General features: G+C 67.4%; 17 protein-coding genes. 15 read left to right on the top strand and 2 right to left on the bottom strand.

Going from position 1 to position 18988, the window contains the following annotated elements; genetic code table 11:
* From FBT96_RS15260 to FBT96_RS15210, 11 genes are all read left to right on the top strand, one after another.
* On the top strand, positions 1-3570 hold the full coding sequence (locus tag FBT96_RS15260; protein ID WP_136908120.1) for a magnesium chelatase subunit H: 3570 nt from the start codon (positions 1-3) through the stop codon (positions 3568-3570).
* Positions 3571-3598: 28 nt separating this feature from the next.
* A complete protein-coding gene (gene bchL / locus FBT96_RS15255) occupies positions 3599-4513 on the top strand; it encodes a ferredoxin:protochlorophyllide reductase (ATP-dependent) iron-sulfur ATP-binding protein (protein WP_055209649.1) in 915 nt (304 codons plus the stop codon).
* Position 4514: 1 nt separating this feature from the next.
* Entirely contained in the window at positions 4515-5189 is a 675-nt protein-coding gene (gene bchM / locus FBT96_RS15250) for a magnesium protoporphyrin IX methyltransferase (protein WP_136908118.1), read from the top strand.
* Complete coding sequence (locus tag FBT96_RS15245; RefSeq protein WP_136908116.1) at positions 5186-6619, top strand: PucC family protein; 1434 nt, start codon at positions 5186-5188, stop codon at positions 6617-6619. The genes bchM and FBT96_RS15245 overlap by 4 nt, the downstream gene beginning before the upstream one ends.
* A gap of 15 nt (positions 6620-6634) precedes the next feature.
* Complete coding sequence (gene puhA, locus FBT96_RS15240) at positions 6635-7399, top strand: photosynthetic reaction center subunit H (RefSeq protein WP_136908114.1); 765 nt, start codon at positions 6635-6637, stop codon at positions 7397-7399.
* Between the two features lie 71 nt (positions 7400-7470).
* Positions 7471-8112, top strand: coding sequence for a photosynthetic complex putative assembly protein PuhB (gene puhB, locus FBT96_RS15235; RefSeq protein WP_136908112.1), 642 nt, complete (start codon positions 7471-7473; stop codon positions 8110-8112).
* Between the two features lie 10 nt (positions 8113-8122).
* The gene (gene puhC / locus FBT96_RS15230) at positions 8123-8611 is read left to right on the top strand and encodes a photosynthetic complex assembly protein PuhC (RefSeq protein WP_136908110.1); all 489 of its coding nucleotides are present in this window, start codon (positions 8123-8125) and stop codon (positions 8609-8611) included.
* A gap of 174 nt (positions 8612-8785) precedes the next feature.
* Entirely contained in the window at positions 8786-9610 is an 825-nt protein-coding gene (gene puhE, locus FBT96_RS15225; RefSeq protein ID WP_136908108.1) for a putative photosynthetic complex assembly protein PuhE, read from the top strand.
* A gap of 108 nt (positions 9611-9718) precedes the next feature.
* The gene (locus FBT96_RS15220) at positions 9719-10207 is read left to right on the top strand and encodes a lysozyme inhibitor LprI family protein (protein ID WP_136908106.1); all 489 of its coding nucleotides are present in this window, start codon (positions 9719-9721) and stop codon (positions 10205-10207) included.
* Between the two features lie 15 nt (positions 10208-10222).
* On the top strand, positions 10223-10810 hold the full coding sequence (locus tag FBT96_RS15215; RefSeq protein WP_136908104.1) for a NifB/NifX family molybdenum-iron cluster-binding protein: 588 nt from the start codon (positions 10223-10225) through the stop codon (positions 10808-10810).
* 40 nt (positions 10811-10850) lie between these two features.
* The gene (locus FBT96_RS15210; RefSeq protein WP_136908101.1) at positions 10851-12173 is read left to right on the top strand and encodes an ABC1 kinase family protein; all 1323 of its coding nucleotides are present in this window, start codon (positions 10851-10853) and stop codon (positions 12171-12173) included.
* On the opposite strand, the gene FBT96_RS15205 is transcribed toward FBT96_RS15210, so the two are convergent.
* The gene (locus FBT96_RS15205) at positions 12170-13414 is read right to left on the bottom strand and encodes a histidine kinase dimerization/phospho-acceptor domain-containing protein (protein WP_136908099.1); all 1245 of its coding nucleotides are present in this window, start codon (positions 13412-13414) and stop codon (positions 12170-12172) included. The genes FBT96_RS15210 and FBT96_RS15205 overlap by 4 nt on opposite strands.
* Positions 13411-14064 (bottom strand): response regulator transcription factor, encoded by a 654-nt coding sequence (locus tag FBT96_RS15200; RefSeq protein ID WP_136908097.1) that lies wholly within the window; start codon positions 14062-14064, stop codon positions 13411-13413. The genes FBT96_RS15205 and FBT96_RS15200 overlap by 4 nt, the downstream gene beginning before the upstream one ends.
* A gap of 137 nt (positions 14065-14201) precedes the next feature.
* Here FBT96_RS15200 and FBT96_RS15195 point away from each other — a divergent pair, with 137 nt between their 5' ends.
* The 4 genes from FBT96_RS15195 to FBT96_RS15180 all read left to right on the top strand — a co-directional run bounded on the left by FBT96_RS15195 (position 14202) and on the right by FBT96_RS15180 (position 18984).
* Positions 14202-15869 (top strand): phosphoethanolamine transferase, encoded by a 1668-nt coding sequence (locus tag FBT96_RS15195; RefSeq protein ID WP_136908096.1) that lies wholly within the window; start codon positions 14202-14204, stop codon positions 15867-15869.
* Positions 15869-16261, top strand: a complete 393-nt coding sequence (locus FBT96_RS15190) for a diacylglycerol kinase (protein ID WP_136908094.1) — start codon at positions 15869-15871, stop codon at positions 16259-16261. Before FBT96_RS15195 ends, FBT96_RS15190 begins: the two co-directional genes overlap by 1 nt.
* Positions 16262-16339: 78 nt before the next feature.
* Positions 16340-17629 (top strand): 3-deoxy-D-manno-octulosonic acid transferase, encoded by a 1290-nt coding sequence (locus tag FBT96_RS15185; RefSeq protein ID WP_136908092.1) that lies wholly within the window; start codon positions 16340-16342, stop codon positions 17627-17629.
* Positions 17626-18984 (top strand): 3-deoxy-D-manno-octulosonic acid transferase, encoded by a 1359-nt coding sequence (locus FBT96_RS15180; RefSeq protein WP_136908090.1) that lies wholly within the window; start codon positions 17626-17628, stop codon positions 18982-18984. The genes FBT96_RS15185 and FBT96_RS15180 overlap by 4 nt, the downstream gene beginning before the upstream one ends.
* Positions 18985-18988 lie beyond the last annotated feature (4 nt).

The following is an 18988-nucleotide window of genomic DNA, read 5'->3' as shown; positions in this document are numbered from 1 at the left end:
ATGAGCGGAACGCTGCCGCTGCCGCCGCACCGTCCGGGCGGCTATAACGTCGTGATCATCACGCTCGACCAGCATGCCGCCGGTCCGGCTGCCCGCGCTTTGCCGCGGCTGCAACACGACTTCCCCGACATCCATATTTCCGTCCACGCCGCCGCCGAATGGTCGGAAAACCCGGCCAAGCTGGCGGCTGCGAAGGCGGCCGTCCTTGGCGCGAATATCGTCGTCGCGAACCTTCTGTTCATCGACGAGCACCTGCAGATGATCGTGCCCGAGATGCAGGCGGTGCGCGACACTCTGGATGCCTTTGTCGGCATGGTCGCCGATCCGCAGGTGGTCCGTCTGACGAAGATGGGCGATCTGGACATGACCAAGCCCGCTTCGGGGCCGATGGCGCTTCTGAAAAAGCTGCGCGGCAAGTCGGAACCCGGCGCGGGATCTGCAGAAAAGCAGATGTCGATGCTGCGCACGATCCCGAAGATGCTGAAATTCATCCCGGGCAAGGCGCAGGATCTGCGCGCCTGGTTCCTGTGCATGCAATATTGGCTGGGCGGGTCCGAGGACAATATCGAATCCATGGTCCGCTATCTGGTGGGCCGCTATGCCGACAACCGCGACTGGCGCGGCATCAAGGCGGCGGCGCCGATCGACTACCCCGAGGTCGGGCTTTATCACCCCGACATGCCGGGCCGGATCACCACCGATCCGAAGAAGCTGCCGCAGCCCGCAAACCCGGTCGCGACGATCGGCCTGTTGATGCTGCGCAGCTACATCCTCGCCAAGGACACCGCGCATTATGATGCGGTGATCCGCGAATTGCAGGCGCATGGCGTCGCCGTTCTGCCCGCCTTTGCCGGTGGGCTGGATGGCCGCCCCGCGATCGAGGAATTCCTGCACGGCAAGATCGACACGCTGCTGTCGCTGTCCGGGTTCTCGCTCGTCGGCGGCCCGGCCTATAACGACAGCGATGCGGCGGTCGAAACGCTGAAGGCGCTCGATGTGCCCTATGTCACCGCGCAACCGCTGGAATTCCAGACGCTTGGCCAATGGCGGGCTTCGGGCGGCGGGCTTGGCCCGGTGGAAACCACCATGCTGATCGCGCTGCCGGAAATCGACGGCGCGACGAACCCGACGGTTTTCGCGGGCCGCCATGATCCGGCGGGCTGCGTGACCTGTGCGCGCGGCTGCAAACCCGATCCCGAGGCCGAAAGCCACGCCATGGCGCCCTGCCCCGAGCGGATCGAGACGCTGGTGGACAAGGTCGTCCGCATGGCGAAGCTGCGCCGCTCGAAGGTGGCGGAGCGCAAGGTCGGCATCGTGCTTTACGGCTTCCCGCCGAATGCGGGGGCGGCCGGGACGGCCGCTTATCTGTCTGTTTTCGAAAGCCTTTTCAACGTGCTGCACGCGATGAAGGCGTCGGGCTATCAGATGGGCGAGCTGCCCGCTTCGGTGCAGGAGCTGCGCGACGCGGTGCTCTGCGGTCCGAACACCACGCATGGCCAACCGGCGCAGATCGCGGCCCGCATCCCCGCGGCCGAATTCGTCGCCCGGACCAAGTGGCTGAAAGACATCGAAGCCGCCTGGGGATCGACCCCGGGCAAGCACCAGACCGACGGGCGGGACGTCTTCGTTCTGGGCCGTCAGTTCGGCAATGTCTTCGTCGGGCTGCAGCCGGTCTTCGGCTATGAAGGCGACCCGATGCGGCTCCTGTTCGAAAAGGGCTTCGCGCCGACCCATGCCTTTGCGGCCTTCTACCGCTGGCTGCGCGAGGATTTCGCCGCCGACACGCTGTTGCACTTCGGCATGCATGGCGCGCTGGAATTCATGCCCGGCAAACAGGCCGGCATGTGCGAAAGCTGCTGGCCGGACCGGCTGATCGGCAACCTGCCGAACGTCTATCTTTATGCCGCCAACAACCCGTCCGAGGCGACGCTCGCCAAGCGCCGGTCGAACGCGGTGATCGTGTCGCACCTGACCCCGCCGCTGGCGCAGTCGGGGCTTTACAAGGGCCTGTCGGAAATCAAGGAAAGCCTTGGCCGTCTGCGCGCCCTGCCGCCCGACTCGCCCGAGGCCGAAGACCTGGAAGCGCTGGTGCGCGAACAGGCCAAGGGCGTGAACATGGACGCCTCGGACCTTTCGACGCTGTGGGAAAAGCTGCTGGAGACCGAGGGCGCGCTGATCACCGAAGGCTTGCATGTCGTCGGCCGTCCGATGACCGCCGAGGCGAGGGCCGAGATGCTGGCGCTGATGCCGGAAAATGCCGACCGGGCACGGGCGGACCGGCTGCTGCAGGAAGAGCATGAAATCGCGGGGCTTTTGCACGCGCTCGATGGCCGCTTCGTGCCGCCGGTGCCGGGGGGCGATCTGGTGCGCTCGCCCGAGATCCTGCCCACGGGGCGCAACATCCACGCCTTCGACCCGTTCCGCATGCCGACCGCGTTTGCGATCCGCGACGGCGCGGCGCAGGCGGCGCGGCTTCTGGCCACCCACCCCACCCTGCCGCGCTCGATCGCGCTGGTTTTGTGGGGCTCGGACAACATCAAATCCGATGGCGGTCCGATCGGGCAGGCGCTGGCGCTGATGGGGGCGCGGCCGCGGTTCGACAACTATGGCCGTCTGGCCGGGGCGGAGCTGATCCCGCTTGCGGAACTGGGTCGTCCGCGGATCGACGTGGTGATGACGCTTTCGGGCATCTTCCGCGACCTGCTGCCGTTGCAAACCAAGCTTCTGGCCGAGGCGGCTTATCTTTGCGCCAGTGCCGAAAACGAACCGCTGGCGCAGAACTTCATCCGCGCCAACACCCTGACCTGCATGCAGGAAACCGGGATGGACTTCGACACGGCGTCGCTTCGGGTCTTCTCGAATGCCGAAGGCGCCTATGGCTCGAACGTCAACACGCTGGTCGGCTCGGCGGGCTTTGGCGACGAGGACGAGCTGGCCGATGCCTACGAAGCCCGGAAGTCCTTTGCCTATGGGCGCGACGGCAAGTCGACGAAGCAGGTGAACCTGCTGCAAAACGTGCTGTCCAAGGTCGATCTGGCCTATCAGAACCTTGAATCCGTGGAACTGGGCGTGACCACCGTCGATCACTATTTCGACACGCTGGGGGGCATCGCGCGGGCGACGAAACGGGCGCAGGGCGGCAAGGAAACGCCGGTCTATATCGGCGACCAGACCCGCGGTGCGGGCACGGTGCGGACGCTGCAAGACCAGATCGCGCTGGAAACCCGGGCGCGCAGCCTGAACCCGAAATTCTACGAAGGGTTGCTGAAACACGGGGCCGAAGGCGTGCGGCAGATCGAAGCGCAGGTCACGAACACCCTTGGCTGGTCTGCCACGACAGGGCAGGTTGAGCCTTGGGTCTATCAGCGGCTTTCGGAAACCTTCGTGCTGGACGACGAGATGCGCGAGCGGCTGGCAAGCCTGAACTCGGCCGCGTCAAGCCGGATGGCGCAACGGCTTCTGGAAGCTTCGGACCGCAACTACTGGCAACCGGATGCGGCGACGCTGGCGGCCCTTCAGGCCGCGGCGGACGAGCTGGAAGACCGGATGGAAGGCGTTGCGGCAGAATGACATGGACGACGACGAAAAGGAGGGCCGCATGAGCCCGCGCGACGATATTCCCGACCTGAAGGGCTTCGACGGTGACGGCGAGGGCTCGGTGCAGGTGCACGACAGCGAAGACATCGGCCTCGATGTCGGCGGCGCGCGCGTGTTCTCGGTCTATGGCAAGGGGGGGATCGGCAAATCGACGACTTCCTCGAACCTCTCGGCCGCGTTCTCGCTTCTGGGCAAGCGCGTGCTGCAGATCGGCTGCGATCCGAAACATGACAGCACCTTCACCCTGACCGGGCGGCTGCAGGAAACCGTGATCGACATCCTCAAGCAGGTGAACTTCCACCCCGAAGAGCTGCGCCCCGAGGATTACGTGACCGAGGGCTTCAACGGCGTGATGTGCGTCGAAGCCGGCGGCCCGCCCGCGGGCACCGGCTGCGGCGGCTATGTGGTCGGCCAGACGGTGAAGCTGCTCAAGCAGCATCACCTTTTGGAAGATACCGACGTGGTGGTCTTCGACGTGCTGGGCGACGTGGTCTGCGGCGGCTTTGCGGCGCCGCTGCAACATGCCGACCGGGCGCTGATCGTGACCGCGAACGATTTCGACAGCATCTATGCGATGAACCGCATCATCGCCGCGGTGCAGGCGAAGGCGGTGAACTACAAGGTCCGTCTGGCGGGCTGCGTCGCCAACCGCTCGCGCGAGACGAACGAGGTCGACCGCTATTGCGAGGCCGCCAATTTCAAGCGCATCGCGCATATGCCGGATCTCGACAGCATCCGCCGCTCGCGGCTGAAGAAGCGCACGCTGTTCGAAATGGACGACGCCGAGGATGTGGTGATGGCGCGCGCCGAATACATCCGTCTGGCCGAGACGCTCTGGCGTTCGACCGGCGAGCCGGGCCTGACGCCCGAGCCGCTGACCGATCGCCATATCTTCGAACTTCTGGGATTCGATTGAAATGCCCTCCGACTACGCAGAGATCCGCAATCGCGTCGAACACTATTTCGACCGCACCGCGACCCGCGCCTGGGCGCGGCTGACCACCGCCGACGAGAAACTCGGCAAGGTGCGCCAGACCGTCCGCGAGGGCCGCGACACGATGCGCGCCGTCATGCTGTCGCGGCTGCCCGACGATCTGACCGGCTGCCGCGTCATGGATGCGGGCTGCGGCACCGGGCTGACCACGGCCGAGCTGGCGAAACGCGGCGCCGAGGTGGTGGCGGTGGATATCTCGCCGCAGCTGATCGACATCGCCAAGGACCGCCTGCCGCCCGAGCTGCGCGCCAAGGTCAGCTTCCATGTCGGTGACATGGCGGACCCGGCGCTGGGCCAGTTCGACTATGTCGTGGCGATGGACAGCCTGATCTATTACCGCGCGCCGGATATCGGCCGGGTTCTGACGGAGCTGGGCAAGCGCACGCACAGCGCCATCGTCTTCACCGTCGCGCCGAAGACCGCCTTCCTGATGGCGTTCTGGTGGGCGGGCAAGCTCTTCCCGCGCTCGAACCGCTCGCCGGTGATGATCCCGCATGCGCTGGACAAGCTGCAACGCCATGCGGGCGACAGCCTGATCAAGATCGACCGCGTCGCGCGCGGTTTCTACATCTCGGAATGCCTGGAGTATCGGCCATGATACTCTCCCGCCGCATGATCGGTTCGCTGGCGATGACCTGGCTGCCCTTCGCCGATGCGGCGTCCGAAACCCTGCCGCTGCGGCAATTGCTGCGGCTGTCGCTGTTTCAGGTTTCCGTCGGCATGGCGCAAGTCCTGCTTCTGGGCACGCTCAACCGGGTGATGATCCTGGAGCTGGGCGTGCCCGCGCTTGTCGTGGCCGCGATGATCTCGATCCCGGTGCTGGTGGCGCCCTTCCGCGCCATCCTCGGGCACCGGTCCGACACCTACCGCTCGGCGCTTGGCTGGAAGCGCGTGCCCTATCTGTGGTTCGGCTCGCTCTGGCAGATGGGCGGGCTGGCGCTGATGCCGTTTGCGCTGATCCTGCTCTCGGGCGATCAGACCATGGGCCCCGACTGGGCGGGCGAGGCCTTCGCGGCCGTCGCCTTCCTGATGGCGGGCGTCGGCATGCACATGACGCAGACTGCGGGTCTGGCGCTGGCCGCCGACCGCGCGACCGAGGAAACCCGGCCGCAGGTGGTGGCGCTGCTTTACGTCATGTTCCTGATCGGCATGGGCATTTCCGCCGTCATCGTCGGCTGGCTGCTGCGTGACTTCGACCAGATCACGCTGATCCGGGTCGTGCAGGGCTGCGGGGCGATGACGCTGGTTCTGAACGTCATCGCGCTGTGGAAGCAGGAAGTGATGCGGCCGATGACCAAGGCCGAACGCGAAGCCCCGCGTCAGACCTTCCGCGAGGCCTGGAACCTCTTGGCCGCCGAACCGGGCGCCCTGCGGCTTCTGGCCACGGTGATGGTCGGCACCCTTGCCTTTTCGATGCAGGACGTGCTTCTCGAACCCTATGGCGGGCAGGTGCTGGGCCTGAAGGTGGGGCAGACGACCTGGCTCACCGCGGGCTGGGCCTTTGGCGCGCTTGTCGGTTTCATCTGGTCGGCGCGGCGCCTTTCGCAAGGTGCCGTGGCGCATCGCATCGCTGCGCGCGGGCTTCTGGTCGGCATCGTCGCCTTCACGGCGGTGCTGTTCTCGGCGCTTTTCGCCAGCAAGGTGCTGTTCTTCGCGGCTGCCATGGGCATCGGCCTTGGCAGCGGCATGTTCGGAATTGCCACGCTGACCGTGGCGATGATGGTGGTCGTGCGGGGTGCTGCCGGCATCGCGCTCGGCGCCTGGGGTGCTGCGCAGGCCACGGCGGCGGGGCTTGCGGTGTTCATCGGGGGTGCGACTCGTGACCTCGTTGCCCACGCCGCCGCGGCGGGTTATCTGGGGTCACTCGATAGCCCGGCGCTCGGCTACACGGTGGTCTATGTCACCGAAATCGGACTGCTCTTCATCACCCTTGCCGTGCTCGGACCGCTCGTTCGCCCCGGCAGCCTTTTCCCCAAGAAGCCGGAAACCGGCGAGGCTCGGATCGGCCTTGCCGAATTTCCAACCTGACAAAGGAGGACCACAATGGTCGGTGTCAATTTCTTCGGAGACTTCGATCTGGCCAGTCTTGCAATCTGGTCGTTCTGGGCGTTTCTCGCCTATTTGATCTACTATCTGCAAACCGAGAACATGCGCGAAGGCTATCCGCTCGAAAACGACGATGGCCTGCCTTCGGTCAACCAGGGTCCGTTCCCGGTGCCGTCGCCGAAGACCTTCGAGCTGGCCGATGGCCGCAAGATCGTCGTTCCCTCGGTCGAGAACGAAGAAGCCCACCGTCGCACCGACCTCGCGCTCGAGCGCACCTCGGTCAACGAAGGCTATCCGTTCCGCCCGACCGGCAACCCGATGCTTGACGGCGTGGGCCCGGCTTCGTGGGTGCCGCGGCGCGACGAGCCCGAGGTTGACGCGCATGGTCACAACAAGATCCAGCCGATGCGCAAGACCGAGATGAAGGTTTCCGCCGGTCGCGATCCGCGTGGCATGCCGGTGCAGGCCGGGGATACCGAAGTGGTCGGCAAGATCGTCGACATGTGGGTGGACATCCCCGAGCAGCTGGTCCGTTACCTCGAGGTCGAACTGAACTCGGGCAAGAAAAAGCTGCTGCCGATGACCATGCTGAAGATCTGGTCGGACCGTGTGCGCGTCAACGCGATCACCTCGGACCTGTTCGACACCATCCCCGACATCAAGGCGCCGGATGTTGTCACCAAGCTCGAAGAAGACAAGATCTCGGCCTATGTCGCCGGGGGCTACATGTACGCCAAGGGTGTCAAACCCTACGCGCTCTGATGCGAGCCTACGGGGACGGCGCGCGCCCGCGCCGTCCCGTCTGACCGCACTACTGGAATACGGAGGTCTGCATGTCAGACCATGACTTCGACTTCGAACCCCAGCCGGGGATCCCCGCCCCCCTGCCGGAGGGCGAGGAGATTCTCTGGCAAGGCAAGCCCGACATGTGGATGCTGGCGCGCGACGCGTTCAAGATCCGCTGGATGACGGGCATCATGCTGTTTGCCGCAGCCTGGCGCACCGCGCTTTTGTGGCACGAGGAAGGCGCCCGGGTGGCGCTGCCCACGGCCGTGCTGTTCCTTCTGATGGCCGCTGTCGTCTACGGGCTGATGCTTCTGCTCGCCTGGGCGCAGGCCCGTGCCGCGATCTACACCATCACCTCGGCCCGCGCGATCCTGCGCATCGGCGCCGCGCTGCAGGTGACCTTCACCATTCCCTTCACCGTGATCGAATCGATGTCGCTGGCCAAGCTGGGCCGCAAGGGCTTCGGCACGATCGCGCTGCAGAACCGCTCGGACATGCGCCTGTCCTATGGCGTGCTCTGGCCGCATGCGCGTCCCTGGTATTTCCGCGCGCCGCAGGCCGCCTTCCGCTGCATCCCCGAGGCCGAAAAGGTCGCCCGCATCCTCTCCGAGGCGGCGCAGGCGAAACTGAACGAACCGCAGGTCGTCGCCGCGCCGAAAGCCGGCGCCGGTCTGGCCGTGGCGGAATAAGGGGAACCAGATGGCACAGCTTCCCCTCTCCCCTGCCCCGCAGCGCCCCGAGGCGAAAACGCCCGGCAAACCCGAGGCCGAACTGATCCCGAAACCGCTTCTGCGGGCGATGATCGGCATCGCGCTTCTGGCACTGGCACTGACCACCTATGCGGTGCTGACCGACCGCCCGCACGAGGGCGTGCCCGCCCCGGGCAAGGTCGTGGCCGAAAAGCTGATCGTGCTGAAGGATATCGATTCGCGGCATGTCACCGTCTCCGATCCGGCGGGCAATCTGCTGCTCGATCTGCCCGAGGGCGGGTTCGTCGACGTGATGGCGGCCGCCGTGCGGCGTTCGCGCGCCGTGGCGCGGATCACCGACAACCCGCCGGTGCGGATCGTGCGCTATGACAACGGCCGTCTGGCGATGGAAGACCCGGCCACCGGCTGGTCCACCGAACTTTACGCCTTTGGCGCCGACAGCAAGGCCGCCTTCGAGCGTATTCTCGACATGAAGTGAGGAACCCATGCCCGCTTTGATCCCCCACCGCCTTTCCAGATCCGCCGCAGCGCAAGCGCGGCGGGAGGCGTGGGCCTGCGGGCCTTGCGTTACCGCCCCCGTGGCGGTTCGGATCGGGGCGATGGGCGCGTCCCCCGGTCCAGCGCGGCGCCCCCGTAATCGGGGGTGCCGCGCATGAACAATCCCTGGCTCGTGGCGCTGACGACGATCTTCGTGTGGTGGTTTTCGACCGGCGCGATCCTGTGGCGCATCCGCCGCGCCGATCTGTCGGGCCGGGCGGCGCATATGCGCTCGGTCGTCGGCGGGCTGCCGCTGCTGATCGGCGGCTATATCGCGATGGCCAATTCCGCCGATGACACCTCGGTGCGCGGCGCGCATGTGGCGTTCCTGTCCGCCGTCTCGGTCTGGGGCTGGTTCGAGCTGGCGTTCCTGTCGGGCGTCGTCGCCGGGCCGAACCGCGATCATTGCCCGCCCTTCGCCTCGATGACGGAACGGTTCATCCGCTCGGTCGGCACGCTTCTGTGGCATGAGATCGGCCTGATCTCGGCCCTGATCCTGTGCGCGGTGCTGGTCTGGACCGGAGAGAACCATTTCGGTCTCTGGACCTTCGGCACGCTGTTCTTTGCCCGGGTTTCGGCGAAGCTGAACCTGTTCCTTGGCGTGCCGCGGATCAACACGCAGTTCCTGCCGAAACCGCTCGCCCATCTGGCCAGTCATTTCTGTCACGCCCGGATGAACTTCCTGTTCCCGGTCTCGATCACCGTTCTGACCTTTGCCACCGGCTGCTGGATGGAACGCGCGGCCGATGCCGAAACCGACGGCATCTTCATCGGCTTCGTGCTCTTGACGGTGCTGACGGCGCTGGCGCTTCTGGAACACTGGTTCATGGTGCTGCCGCTGCCCGACCAGAAACTCTGGACCTGGATGCTGCCCTCGGTCGAGGACCCGGTCGCGCCGATCGTCGATCCGGCACAGGCGCGCGTTTCGCTGGGCGAGTGACGCGCGACTTCGTGAACGGGGCGTCGCGCCGAATGTGACCACGTCACAGACACCCCCTGCCCCACCGGCTTATCTGCCCGCATCCGGAATTACACGAGGTTTCCGCCGATGCGCGTTTCGACCCTCTGTCTGACCATGGCCCTCAGCCTGCCGCTGCCCGCCCTTGCGGGAAATCCCACCGCCGATTGCATGGCAGAGGCGACGACGCCCGAGGCGCAGGCGGCCTGCATCGGGCTTTCGGCCGAGGCCTGCCGCAAGCGTCCCTCCACCACCCAGCCCACCGATGTCGCGGCCTGCTATACCGATGAATACGGCTGGTGGCGCAAGCGCATGCTGACGGCGGCCGAGGCCATGAAGACGCGGGCGGAAAAGCTGGACGTGCCCTATTCGAAGCAGATCGCCGCGGGCATGCCGCGGCTCGTCGACGATACGCAGATCATGCTTGACGCCTGGCAGACATGGGCCGAGAAACGCTGCACCTTCGAGGGGATGGTGCATCGCAATTCGCCCCGCCGGATGGTCTATGCCGCCGCATGTCACATGCGGCTGACCGCCGAGCAGACCCTGTTCCTCGAAGCCTCTGCCAAAGCCAACTGACCCCGAGGAACGCCCATGCTGATCGCCGTTGCCAGCCAGAATTTCCGCACCATCACCGGACATGCGGGCAAGACCCGCCGCTTTCTCGTCTATGAGGTGACGGCCGATCAGGGGCCGGTCGAGGTGGATCGCCTTGACCTGCCGAAAGAGCTGGCGATGCATGACTTCCACGGCGACGGGCCGCATCCGCTCGATGCGATGACGGCGGTGATCTCGGCCGGCGCGGGCGAGGGCTTTGTCGAGCGCATGGCCGAACGCGGCGTGCTGGCCGTGGTGACCGAGGAGGAGACCGACCCGCAAGCCGCCGCCGCGGCGCTGGCCGAGGGCTTGATGGATGCGCTGATCGGCACCGCCCGCACGCTGGAGGGCCTCTCGCCCGGCTGCGACGGGCGCGGCGGCTGTGGTGGCCGGGGCGGCTGCGGCGGCCATGACCACGACGACGATGATGGGCATGACCATGGCCACGGCGGCTGCGGCTGCGGTGGCCACGATCACGGGCACGATCACCGGCACGATCACCGGCACGAGGCCGTTCCGGCGCTGCGCGATGCGCCGCGTCAGGGCGGCGGCTGCGGCTGCGGCGGTGGCTCTTGCCGGGGCTGAGCCCCGTCCTATCTGACCGAAACCAAACCCCGGAGCGACCATGACCGAGCGCAAGCCCGATATGAAACCCATGCCCGTGCCGTCCTCGCGCTTCGTGCGTGCGGCGAAGCTTGGCGGGCTGGCCTCGAGCATCGCGGGCTCGGTGATGGCCGAGGGGGCGAAAAGCCTGGCCCGCGGCCAACGCCCGGTGATGAGCGATCTGCTGCTGACACCGCAAAACGCGCTGAAGGTTGCCGACAAGCTGGCGCAGATGCGCGGCGCGGCGATGAAGATGGGGCAGCTGATGTCGATGGACGCGGGCGAGATGCTGCCGCCCGAGCTGTCGCAGATCATGGCCCGGCTGCGTGCCGAGGCGCATTTCATGCCGCCCGCGCAGCTGAAAAAGGTGCTGATCACCGCCTGGGGGCCGGATTTCCTGAAGCATTTCAAGAAATTCGACGTGCATCCGATTGCCGCCGCCTCGATCGGGCAGGTGCATCGGGCCTGGACGAAAGACGGCCGCGATCTGGCGATCAAGGTGCAATATCCGGGCGTGCGCAAGTCGATCGACTCCGACGTCGACAATGTCGCGACGCTGATGAAGATTTCCGGGCTGGTGCCGAAGGGGCTCGATATCGCGCCGATGCTGGAGGAGGCGAAGCGGCAGCTGCACGAGGAAGCCGATTACGAGCGCGAGGGCAAGTATCTGGCGCTGTTCGGCCAGCTCAAGGAAAACAGCGCCGATTTCACCGTGCCCGCGCTGCATGCCGATCTGACGACGCGCGAGGTTCTGGCGATGTCCTTCGTCGAGGGCGAGCCGATCGAAAGCCTGGAAACCGCGCCGCAGGCCGAACGCGACCGGGTGATGCGGCTGATTGTCGATCTGATTTTCCGCGAATTGTTCGAATATCGGCTGATGCAGACCGACCCGAATTTCGCGAATTTCCGCTACGATCCGGCGACGGGGCGGGTGATCTTGCTCGATTTCGGCGCGACGCGGGAATTCCCCGAGGCTTTTGCCGACCGCTATCGGCGGCTTTTGCGCGCGGGGCTGGATGACGATCTGACCGGCGTGCGCGATGCCGCGCGCGAGATCGGCTTTCTGCATGCCGAGATGCCCGAGGATCTGGAGACGATGCTGCTGGACATGTTCCGGATGTCGGTCGAGCCCCTGCGTCAGCCCGGGTTTTACGATTTCGGCCAGAACGATCTGGCGCTGCGGATGCGCGACGAAAGCATGGCGCTGCAATCGCATCGGCAGCATTTCCGCTTTCCGCCGGTGGACAGCCTGTTCTTGCAACGCAAATTCGGCGGCGTCTATCTGCTGGCAACGAAGCTGCGCGCCCGGATCGACCTGCGCACCGTCGTCGAAAGCTGGCTTTAAAACCGCACCACCACCCGCGCCAGCCCGGCGCGGATCGACTTCTCGACGCTTGCTCCCATCGCCGCGGCCAGCGCTGCGACGATGGACAGCCCCAGCCCCAACCCGCGCGAGCCCGGGCCCTTGGCAAAGGGCGCCTCGACAAAGGCCACCTGCGCGGTCGGGTTCTCGATCATCAGCGCCGCCCCGCCCCCCTGCCCCGCCTCGGCCGGGCAGATCACCACCCGCACCGGCCCGGTGCCATGTTCGAGCGCGTTTTCCAGCAGGTTGCGGATCAGGATCGCCAGCGCGTCGGCATCCACGGGCAGGCTCAGGCTTTCGACATCGCCGTCGTCGAAGCGCATCTCCGCGCCCTGCCGCCGCGCCTCCTCGACCAGAAGCCGCGCCACCTGCACCAGATCCGAGGGGCCCCGCCCCAGCCCCAGCCCCGCCTCGGAGCGGGAGAGCTGCAACAGCCGCTCCACCCGCCGGGTCAGATCATCCAGCATCGGCAGCGCCGCCGCGGCCCCCGGCCCGCCCAGCAGATCGAGCCGCCCCCGGATCGCCGCGATCGGCGTGCGCAGCTCATGCGCGGCATTGGCGACAAAGCGGCGTTCGATCGCGCGCAGATCGTCGATCCGGGCGAGATAGCCGTTCAGCCCATGCGCGAGCGGGCGCAATTCCCGCGCCAGACCGGCCTCGGGCAGGGGCGAAAGATCGTCGGACCCCCGCCCGGCAATCGTTTCCGCCAGATCATCGAGCGGCGCCAGCGCGCGACGCAGCGCCCGCCGGATGCCCAAGATCAGCAGCGCCACCACCGGCCCGACCAGGATCAGCAGCGACACCGCCGCCTCGGCCATTTCCGAGCGCCGCCAGGCCTGGTTATGCGCCACCTCGACCACTTCGTGATCGCCGCTGCGCCGCAGCACGCGCCAGCCCGCCTGATCGAAAAAACCGTCTTCGGCGGGCGAGATCCAGGGCACCACCGGCTCGGGCGCCCCCGGGCGGATCACGCGCAACAGCCGCTGGTCCTGACCGGGCGAGACCCCCACCAGCCGCGGCACCGCCGGATTGCTGCCGGTTTCCAGCGCGAGGATCGTCGTCTCGGCGACCAGCTCCAGTTCTTCGTCGAAGCCCTCGCTCATCTCGCGGTCGATGAACAGCGCCGTCAGCGCCACCGTGCCCAGCCAGCCCAGCGCCACCACCCCCAGCACGGCGCGCAGCAGCCGGTTGCGGATCGAACGCGGGGCGGCGGTCCGGCTCATGGCAGCACATAGCCCAGACCGCGCCGGGTCTCGATCACCGCGGGGCCCAGCTTCGCGCGCAACCGCGAGACATAGACCTCGATCGCATTGCCCTCGATCCGGTCGTCAAAGGCGTAAAGCGCCTCCTCCAGCGCGGATTTGCCCAGAACCCGGCCGCGCGCGCCCAAAAGCGCCTCGAACAGCGCCCATTCCCGCGCCGTCAGACGCACCTCGGCCCCCGCCCGCCAGACCCGCGCCAGCGCCCGGTCCACTTCAAGGTCGCCCAGCACGATCCGCGCCTCGGGCACGCCCTGCGCGCGCCGGGCATGGGCCCGGATCCGGGCGGAAAGCTCGTGCAAATCGAAGGGCTTGACCACGTAATCATCGGCCCCGGCATCAAGCCCCGCAATGCGGTCGGAAATCTGGTCGCGCGCGGTGGCGATGATGACGGGGGTGCGGTCGCCACGGTCGCGGCGGTCGCGCAGCACCGCCAGCCCCGAACCGTCAGGCAGGCCAAGGTCCAGGATCACGCAGCCGTAATCGGTCACCGCCAGCGCCGCCAGCGCGCCCTCGACATCGCAGGCAAGATCGACGGCATGGCCCTCGGCGCGCAGATGGCGCGCAAGGGTCTCGGCCAGATCGGCGGTATCTTCGACCAGAAGCAGACGCATGTTTCCGGCATAGCCGCGCGGAGGCGGTTTGACGAGCGCTTTCCGCGCCGAAGTTTTTGCCCTCTGCCGCGTTCTCGTAAGCTTGGCGCAAGGCGGCGCGGCGACAGGAGGGCAAGACCGCGCAAGGAGACGCATCCATGTCGAGCCAGCCCCTTCCCTTTTCGCCCTCCGGCCCCGGCAAAAGCCCCGGCCGTGGCCGGTTTCAGCTGACGCCCTGGGGTCTCAATCTGCTGGTCGCCGCCTATCTGCTGGCAGCGCTGAACGGCGGCATGTGGTCGGCGATCTTCCGGGTCTTCGCCAAGGATCCGGTGGCGCTGGTGGCTTTTGGCGTCTCGGTCAGCCTGCTTTTGCTGGTGCTGATGGCCTTTGTGACCCTGCCCCGGCTGCAGCGTCCGGCGCTGGCGCTGATGATCCTGACCGCCGCCGTGGCCGAACATTTCCGCGGCGCCTATGGCGTGCTGATCGACCGCGACATGATCCAGAATGCGATGCTGACCACGACCACGGAAAGCAAGCATCTGTTCACGCTGCAGTTTTTCCGCGACATCGGGCTTTGGGGCATCCTGCCCGCGGCGCTGATCTTTGCCGTGCCGCTGCGGCCGGTGCGGCTGCGCAGCCTGATCTGGCGCTGGCCGCTGGGCATTGCGCTGTCGCTGGCGCTGCTGCTTGGGCTTCTGGTCAGCAATTACCGCAGCTTCGCCCCCGCCGTGCGCAACCACCGCGAGATGCTGGCCGCGTTCCAGCCCGGGGCGCCGCTGCGGGCGATGGCGCGCTATGGCCTGCTGCGCTTTGCCACCGCCGACATCACCGCCGCCCCCTATGGCCGCGACGCCCGCCCGGGGCCCTTGCTGCAAGCCGCGCAAAAACCCGTGCTCTTCGTGCTGTTCGTCGGCGAGACCGCGCGGGCGCAGAATTTCGGCCTGAACGGCTATGGCCGCGACACCACGCCGGAACTGGCCAAGCTTGACGTGGTGAATTTCACCGACACCTCCTCTTGCGGCACTTCGACCGCGGTGTCGGTGCCCTGCATGTTCTCGGATCTGGGCACCGAGGGCTATGCGCAAAAGCGCTTTCTGGGCCGCGAAAATCTGGTCGACATTCTGGCCCATGCCGGGCTGAAGGTGGAATGGATCGACAACAACACCGGCGATCAGCAGGTGGCGAAACGGCTGGGCCCGGTGACGCGGATCGATGCGACGCTGGATACGGCCGCCTGTGCCGGGGGCGAATGCACCGATGCGGCCTTCCTGCCGATCATCAAGGCGCGGATGGAGACGATCACCGAAAACACCGTGCTGGTCCTGCACATGATCGGCAGCCACGGGCCCGCCTATTACCTGCGCTATCCGGCCGATCAGGCGGTGTTCCAGCCCGATTGCCGGTCCTCGGCCTTTGCCGATTGCAAGGCCGAGGAAATCGTCAACGCCTATGACAATTCGATCCGCATGACCGATCACGTCCTGGCCGGGACGATCCGGATGATGGCGGCGCAAGACCGCGTGATCCCGGCGATGTATTTCGTCTCGGACCATGGCGAAAGCCTTGGCGAGAAAGGGCTTTATCTGCATGCCGCGCCGATGTTCATGGCGCCGGACGAACAGCGCAAGGTGCCCTTCGTGATCTGGCTGTCGCAGGCCTTCCAGGACGCGATGCAGGTGCCGCAATCCTGTCTGGCGGCGCAATCCGGGGCGGCGGTGTCGCAAGACAACCTCTTCCATTCGGTGCTGGGCCTGCTCGACATCCAGACTTCGGTGCGCAAGGATGCGCTGGATCTGAGCCACGACTGCCGCAAGGGAGGGGCGTGATGCCCAAGGACGAAAAACCCGCGCCGCAGGTGGTGCCGCCGCGGCCGGGGCTGGGGCATCTGATCGATGCGACCGGCTATTCGATCGCCGGGATGGGGCGGCTCTTGCGCGAGACCGCCGCCCGGCAGGAACTGATCCTGGGCGCCGTCGCGCTGGGGCTTTTGGCGCTCTTCGGTGCGTCGGCGGCGCAATTTCTGGGCTTTGGCGTGCTTTTCGCGCTGCTTCTGGCCATCGAGGCGCTCAATACCGCGATCGAGGTGCTGACCGACCGGATTTCCCCCGAATGGTCGCAAGCGGCGAAAGACGCCAAGGATCTGGGCTCATTGGCGGTCGGGCTTCTGGTGCTGTGCAACGTCGGTTTTGTCGCGGCGGTGGGGCTCGGCCTCGTCTGAGCCGCCCGGATGGACAAAACCGCGCTGCCGCCCTAGGGTCCGCGCGATTTTCGCCCCGGACCCGAAAGGAGCGCCAAGATGAACGCCCGTTCCGCCGATGACGGCTGGCAGCTGCGCGCCTATCTGGCGGCGCGGTCGCTGTTGCAACCGCTGATGCGCGCGGTGCTGGCGCGGCGGCTGAAGCAGGGCAAGGAAGACCCCGCCCGTCTGCCCGAAAAGCTGGGCCGTCCGACCGCGGCGCGGCCTGCGGGTCGGCTGGTCTGGCTGCATGCGGTGGGTCTGGGCGAGGTGCTGGCGCTGCGCCCGCTGATTGCCACGCTGCAGGCCGAGGCCCCTGCCCTCTCGGTGCTGATCACCTCGACGGCGCGGTCTTCGGCGCAGGTTCTGGGGACGAACCTGCCCGCGGGCGCCCTGCATCAGTTCCTGCCGCTGGACGGGCCGGATTTCCTGCGCGGCTTTCTGGATCACTGGCGCCCGGATCTGTCGATCTGGTCGGAACAGGATCTGTGGCCGGGCGCGATCTGCGACACCGCCGCGCGCGGCGTGCCGCTGGCCTATGTGAACGCCCGGATCGGGGTGCGGGCGGCGGCGAAACGGGCGCGGCTGGGCGGGCTTTACCGCGACGTGCTGGGGCGGTTTTCCCTGATCGCGGCGCAGGATCCGGGCTCGGCCGGGCATCTGCGCGCGCTTGGGGCACAGAACGTGCGGGTAATGCGCTCGCTCAAACCCGCCGCCGCGCCGCTGGGCGTCGATCCGGCAGACCTTTCCCGGTTTCAGACCGCGCTTTCGGGCCGCAAGATCTGGGTCGCGGCCTCCACCCACGCCGAGGACGAAGCGGTGGTGATCGAAGCCGCCAAGGCCCTTGCCGCACAAGACCCGGCCTGGCTTTTGATCCTGGCCCCGCGCGTGCCCAGCCGGGCCGAGGCAATCCTCGACGCGCTCACCCGGGCCGGGCTGTCAAGCGCGCGGCGCAGCACGGGCGGGATGCCCGACGCCGCAACGCAGGTCTATCTGGCCGACAGTTTCGGCGAGCTTGGTCTTTGGTATCGGCTGGCCCGCGTCGCTTGCGTCGGCGGCAGTTTCGGCCCGGTCGGCGGTCATAACCCGTGGGAGGCCGTCTGTCTGGGCCTGCCGGTGCTTTCGGGCCCCGTCACCCATAACTTTGCCGCCGATTACGCCGATCTGGCCGCGGCGGGTCTGGCCACGCAGATCGCGGCGGGGCCCGCAGCCGGGGCGGCGCTGGCGCGGGCGGTGGCCGAAACCGCCCCCGCCGCGCAAGACCGCGCCCGCGCGCTGGTCGCCACGGCCCGGGCCGAGCTGGCGCCCCTTGCCCGCGACCTTCTGGCGCTGAGGAAGACCGACCGATGATCCTGCGGCTGTTCATGGGGCTTTACCGGCTGTTGTGGCTTGTCGGCCTGCCTTTCGTGGGGCTCTATCTCTGGCGTCGCGGCCGCCGCGATCCGGCCTATCTGCAGGCCCTGCCCGAGCGCTTCGGGTTTTACCGCCGGGCGCTGCCGCAGGGCGCGCTTTGGGTGCATGCGGTCAGCTTGGGCGAGATGCGCTCGGCCCTCGCGCTGGTGCGGCGGATGCTCGATCGCGGCGAAACCGTGGTGCTGACGCATTTCACCCCGGCCGGACGCGGCGAATCCGCCCGCGCCTTCGGCCCCGAGATCGCCGCGGGGCGGGTCGTGGTGGTCTGGGTGCCGCTTGACATGGGCTGGTGCTGGCGCCGGTTCCTGCGCGCCTGCCGCCCGCGGCTCGGCCTGACGCTGGAGGTCGAGATCTGGCCCGCGATGATCACGGCCAGCCGCGCCGCGGGCGTGCCGCTTTACGCCGCGAACGCGATTTACACGCAGGGCCGTTTTGCCCGCGACAGCAAGGGCTTGCGGCTGCGCCAGCGGGTGATTGCACAGCTGGCCGGGGCCTTCGTGAAATCGCGCCTGCAGGCGGAGCGTTTTGCCGCCACCGGGTTGGCCGAGATCACCGTCACCGGCGAATTGCGCTTTGATCAGCCGGTGCCCCCCGCCCTGCCCGCCGCGGCCGACCGCCTGCGCCCCCTCCTTGCCGCCGGGCGCGAGGTGATCACCATCGCCAGCTGCGTCGAGGCGGAAGAGCCGCTTTTTGCCGGTGTCATCGCCGAGATCACCGCGAAGGCCCGGGCCGAAAACCGCCCCGCGCCGCTTTTCGTCCATGTCCCCCGCGCGCCGGAACGCTTCGACGCGGTGGCGGCGGGGCTGGCCGCGGCGGGGCTGAACGTGCTGCGCCGAAGCCGCACCTTGGGCGCCGATCTGGCGCTCCTCGGACCGATCCTGCCGCCCGATGTCTTTCTGGGCGACAGCCTGGGCGAGATGTTCTTCTACCTCGCGCTGGCCGACCGGGTGATCGTCGGCGGCGGCTTCAGCCCGAAGGGCGCGCATAACGTGATCGAGCCGCTGATGCTGGGCAAGCCGGTGCTGACCGGGCCGCAGGTGCATACGATCGAATATCCCTTTGCCGAGGCCGCCGCGGTGGGCGTGGCGCAAAGCCTGCCCGACCGGGCGGCGCTGCTGGCGGCGCTTGCCGAGCCGCCGCGCGACAATCGTGCCGCCATCGCGGCCTTTCTGGCCGAACATGCGGGGGCGAGCGCCCGGACCCTTGCCGCGGTCGATGCGGCGCTGGCCCGGCTGGACTTGGCCGCACGATCGGGTCAGAACGGGCACGAAACCGGGACAGGACGGAGCTAATCCC

Origin of the sequence: Rhodobacter capsulatus, from assembly GCF_005144475.1 — a bacterium.
GTDB lineage: Bacteria > Pseudomonadota > Alphaproteobacteria > Rhodobacterales > Rhodobacteraceae > Rhodobacter > Rhodobacter capsulatus_C.
Note: the sequence above shows the minus strand (reverse complement) of the source record. Positions and strands in the feature narration are given on the sequence as shown.

Excerpts from the sequence above, each read along its gene's own strand:
- FBT96_RS15260 (WP_136908120.1), top strand. The coding sequence starts at position 1 with ATGAGCGGAACGCTGCCGCTGCCGCCGCACCGTCCGGGCGGCTATAAC.
- bchL (WP_055209649.1), top strand. The coding sequence starts at position 3,599 with ATGAGCCCGCGCGACGATATTCCCGACCTGAAGGGCTTCGACGGTGAC.
- bchM (WP_136908118.1), top strand. The coding sequence starts at position 4,515 with ATGCCCTCCGACTACGCAGAGATCCGCAATCGCGTCGAACACTATTTC.
- FBT96_RS15245 (WP_136908116.1), top strand. The coding sequence starts at position 5,186 with ATGATACTCTCCCGCCGCATGATCGGTTCGCTGGCGATGACCTGGCTG.
- puhA (WP_136908114.1), top strand. The coding sequence starts at position 6,635 with ATGGTCGGTGTCAATTTCTTCGGAGACTTCGATCTGGCCAGTCTTGCA.
- puhB (WP_136908112.1), top strand. The coding sequence starts at position 7,471 with ATGTCAGACCATGACTTCGACTTCGAACCCCAGCCGGGGATCCCCGCC.
- puhC (WP_136908110.1), top strand. The coding sequence starts at position 8,123 with ATGGCACAGCTTCCCCTCTCCCCTGCCCCGCAGCGCCCCGAGGCGAAA.
- puhE (WP_136908108.1), top strand. The coding sequence starts at position 8,786 with ATGAACAATCCCTGGCTCGTGGCGCTGACGACGATCTTCGTGTGGTGG.
- FBT96_RS15220 (WP_136908106.1), top strand. The coding sequence starts at position 9,719 with ATGCGCGTTTCGACCCTCTGTCTGACCATGGCCCTCAGCCTGCCGCTG.
- FBT96_RS15215 (WP_136908104.1), top strand. The coding sequence starts at position 10,223 with ATGCTGATCGCCGTTGCCAGCCAGAATTTCCGCACCATCACCGGACAT.
- FBT96_RS15210 (WP_136908101.1), top strand. The coding sequence starts at position 10,851 with ATGACCGAGCGCAAGCCCGATATGAAACCCATGCCCGTGCCGTCCTCG.
- FBT96_RS15205 (WP_136908099.1), bottom strand. The coding sequence starts at position 13,414 with ATGAGCCGGACCGCCGCCCCGCGTTCGATCCGCAACCGGCTGCTGCGC.
- FBT96_RS15200 (WP_136908097.1), bottom strand. The coding sequence starts at position 14,064 with ATGCGTCTGCTTCTGGTCGAAGATACCGCCGATCTGGCCGAGACCCTT.
- FBT96_RS15195 (WP_136908096.1), top strand. The coding sequence starts at position 14,202 with ATGTCGAGCCAGCCCCTTCCCTTTTCGCCCTCCGGCCCCGGCAAAAGC.
- FBT96_RS15190 (WP_136908094.1), top strand. The coding sequence starts at position 15,869 with ATGCCCAAGGACGAAAAACCCGCGCCGCAGGTGGTGCCGCCGCGGCCG.
- FBT96_RS15185 (WP_136908092.1), top strand. The coding sequence starts at position 16,340 with ATGAACGCCCGTTCCGCCGATGACGGCTGGCAGCTGCGCGCCTATCTG.
- FBT96_RS15180 (WP_136908090.1), top strand. The coding sequence starts at position 17,626 with ATGATCCTGCGGCTGTTCATGGGGCTTTACCGGCTGTTGTGGCTTGTC.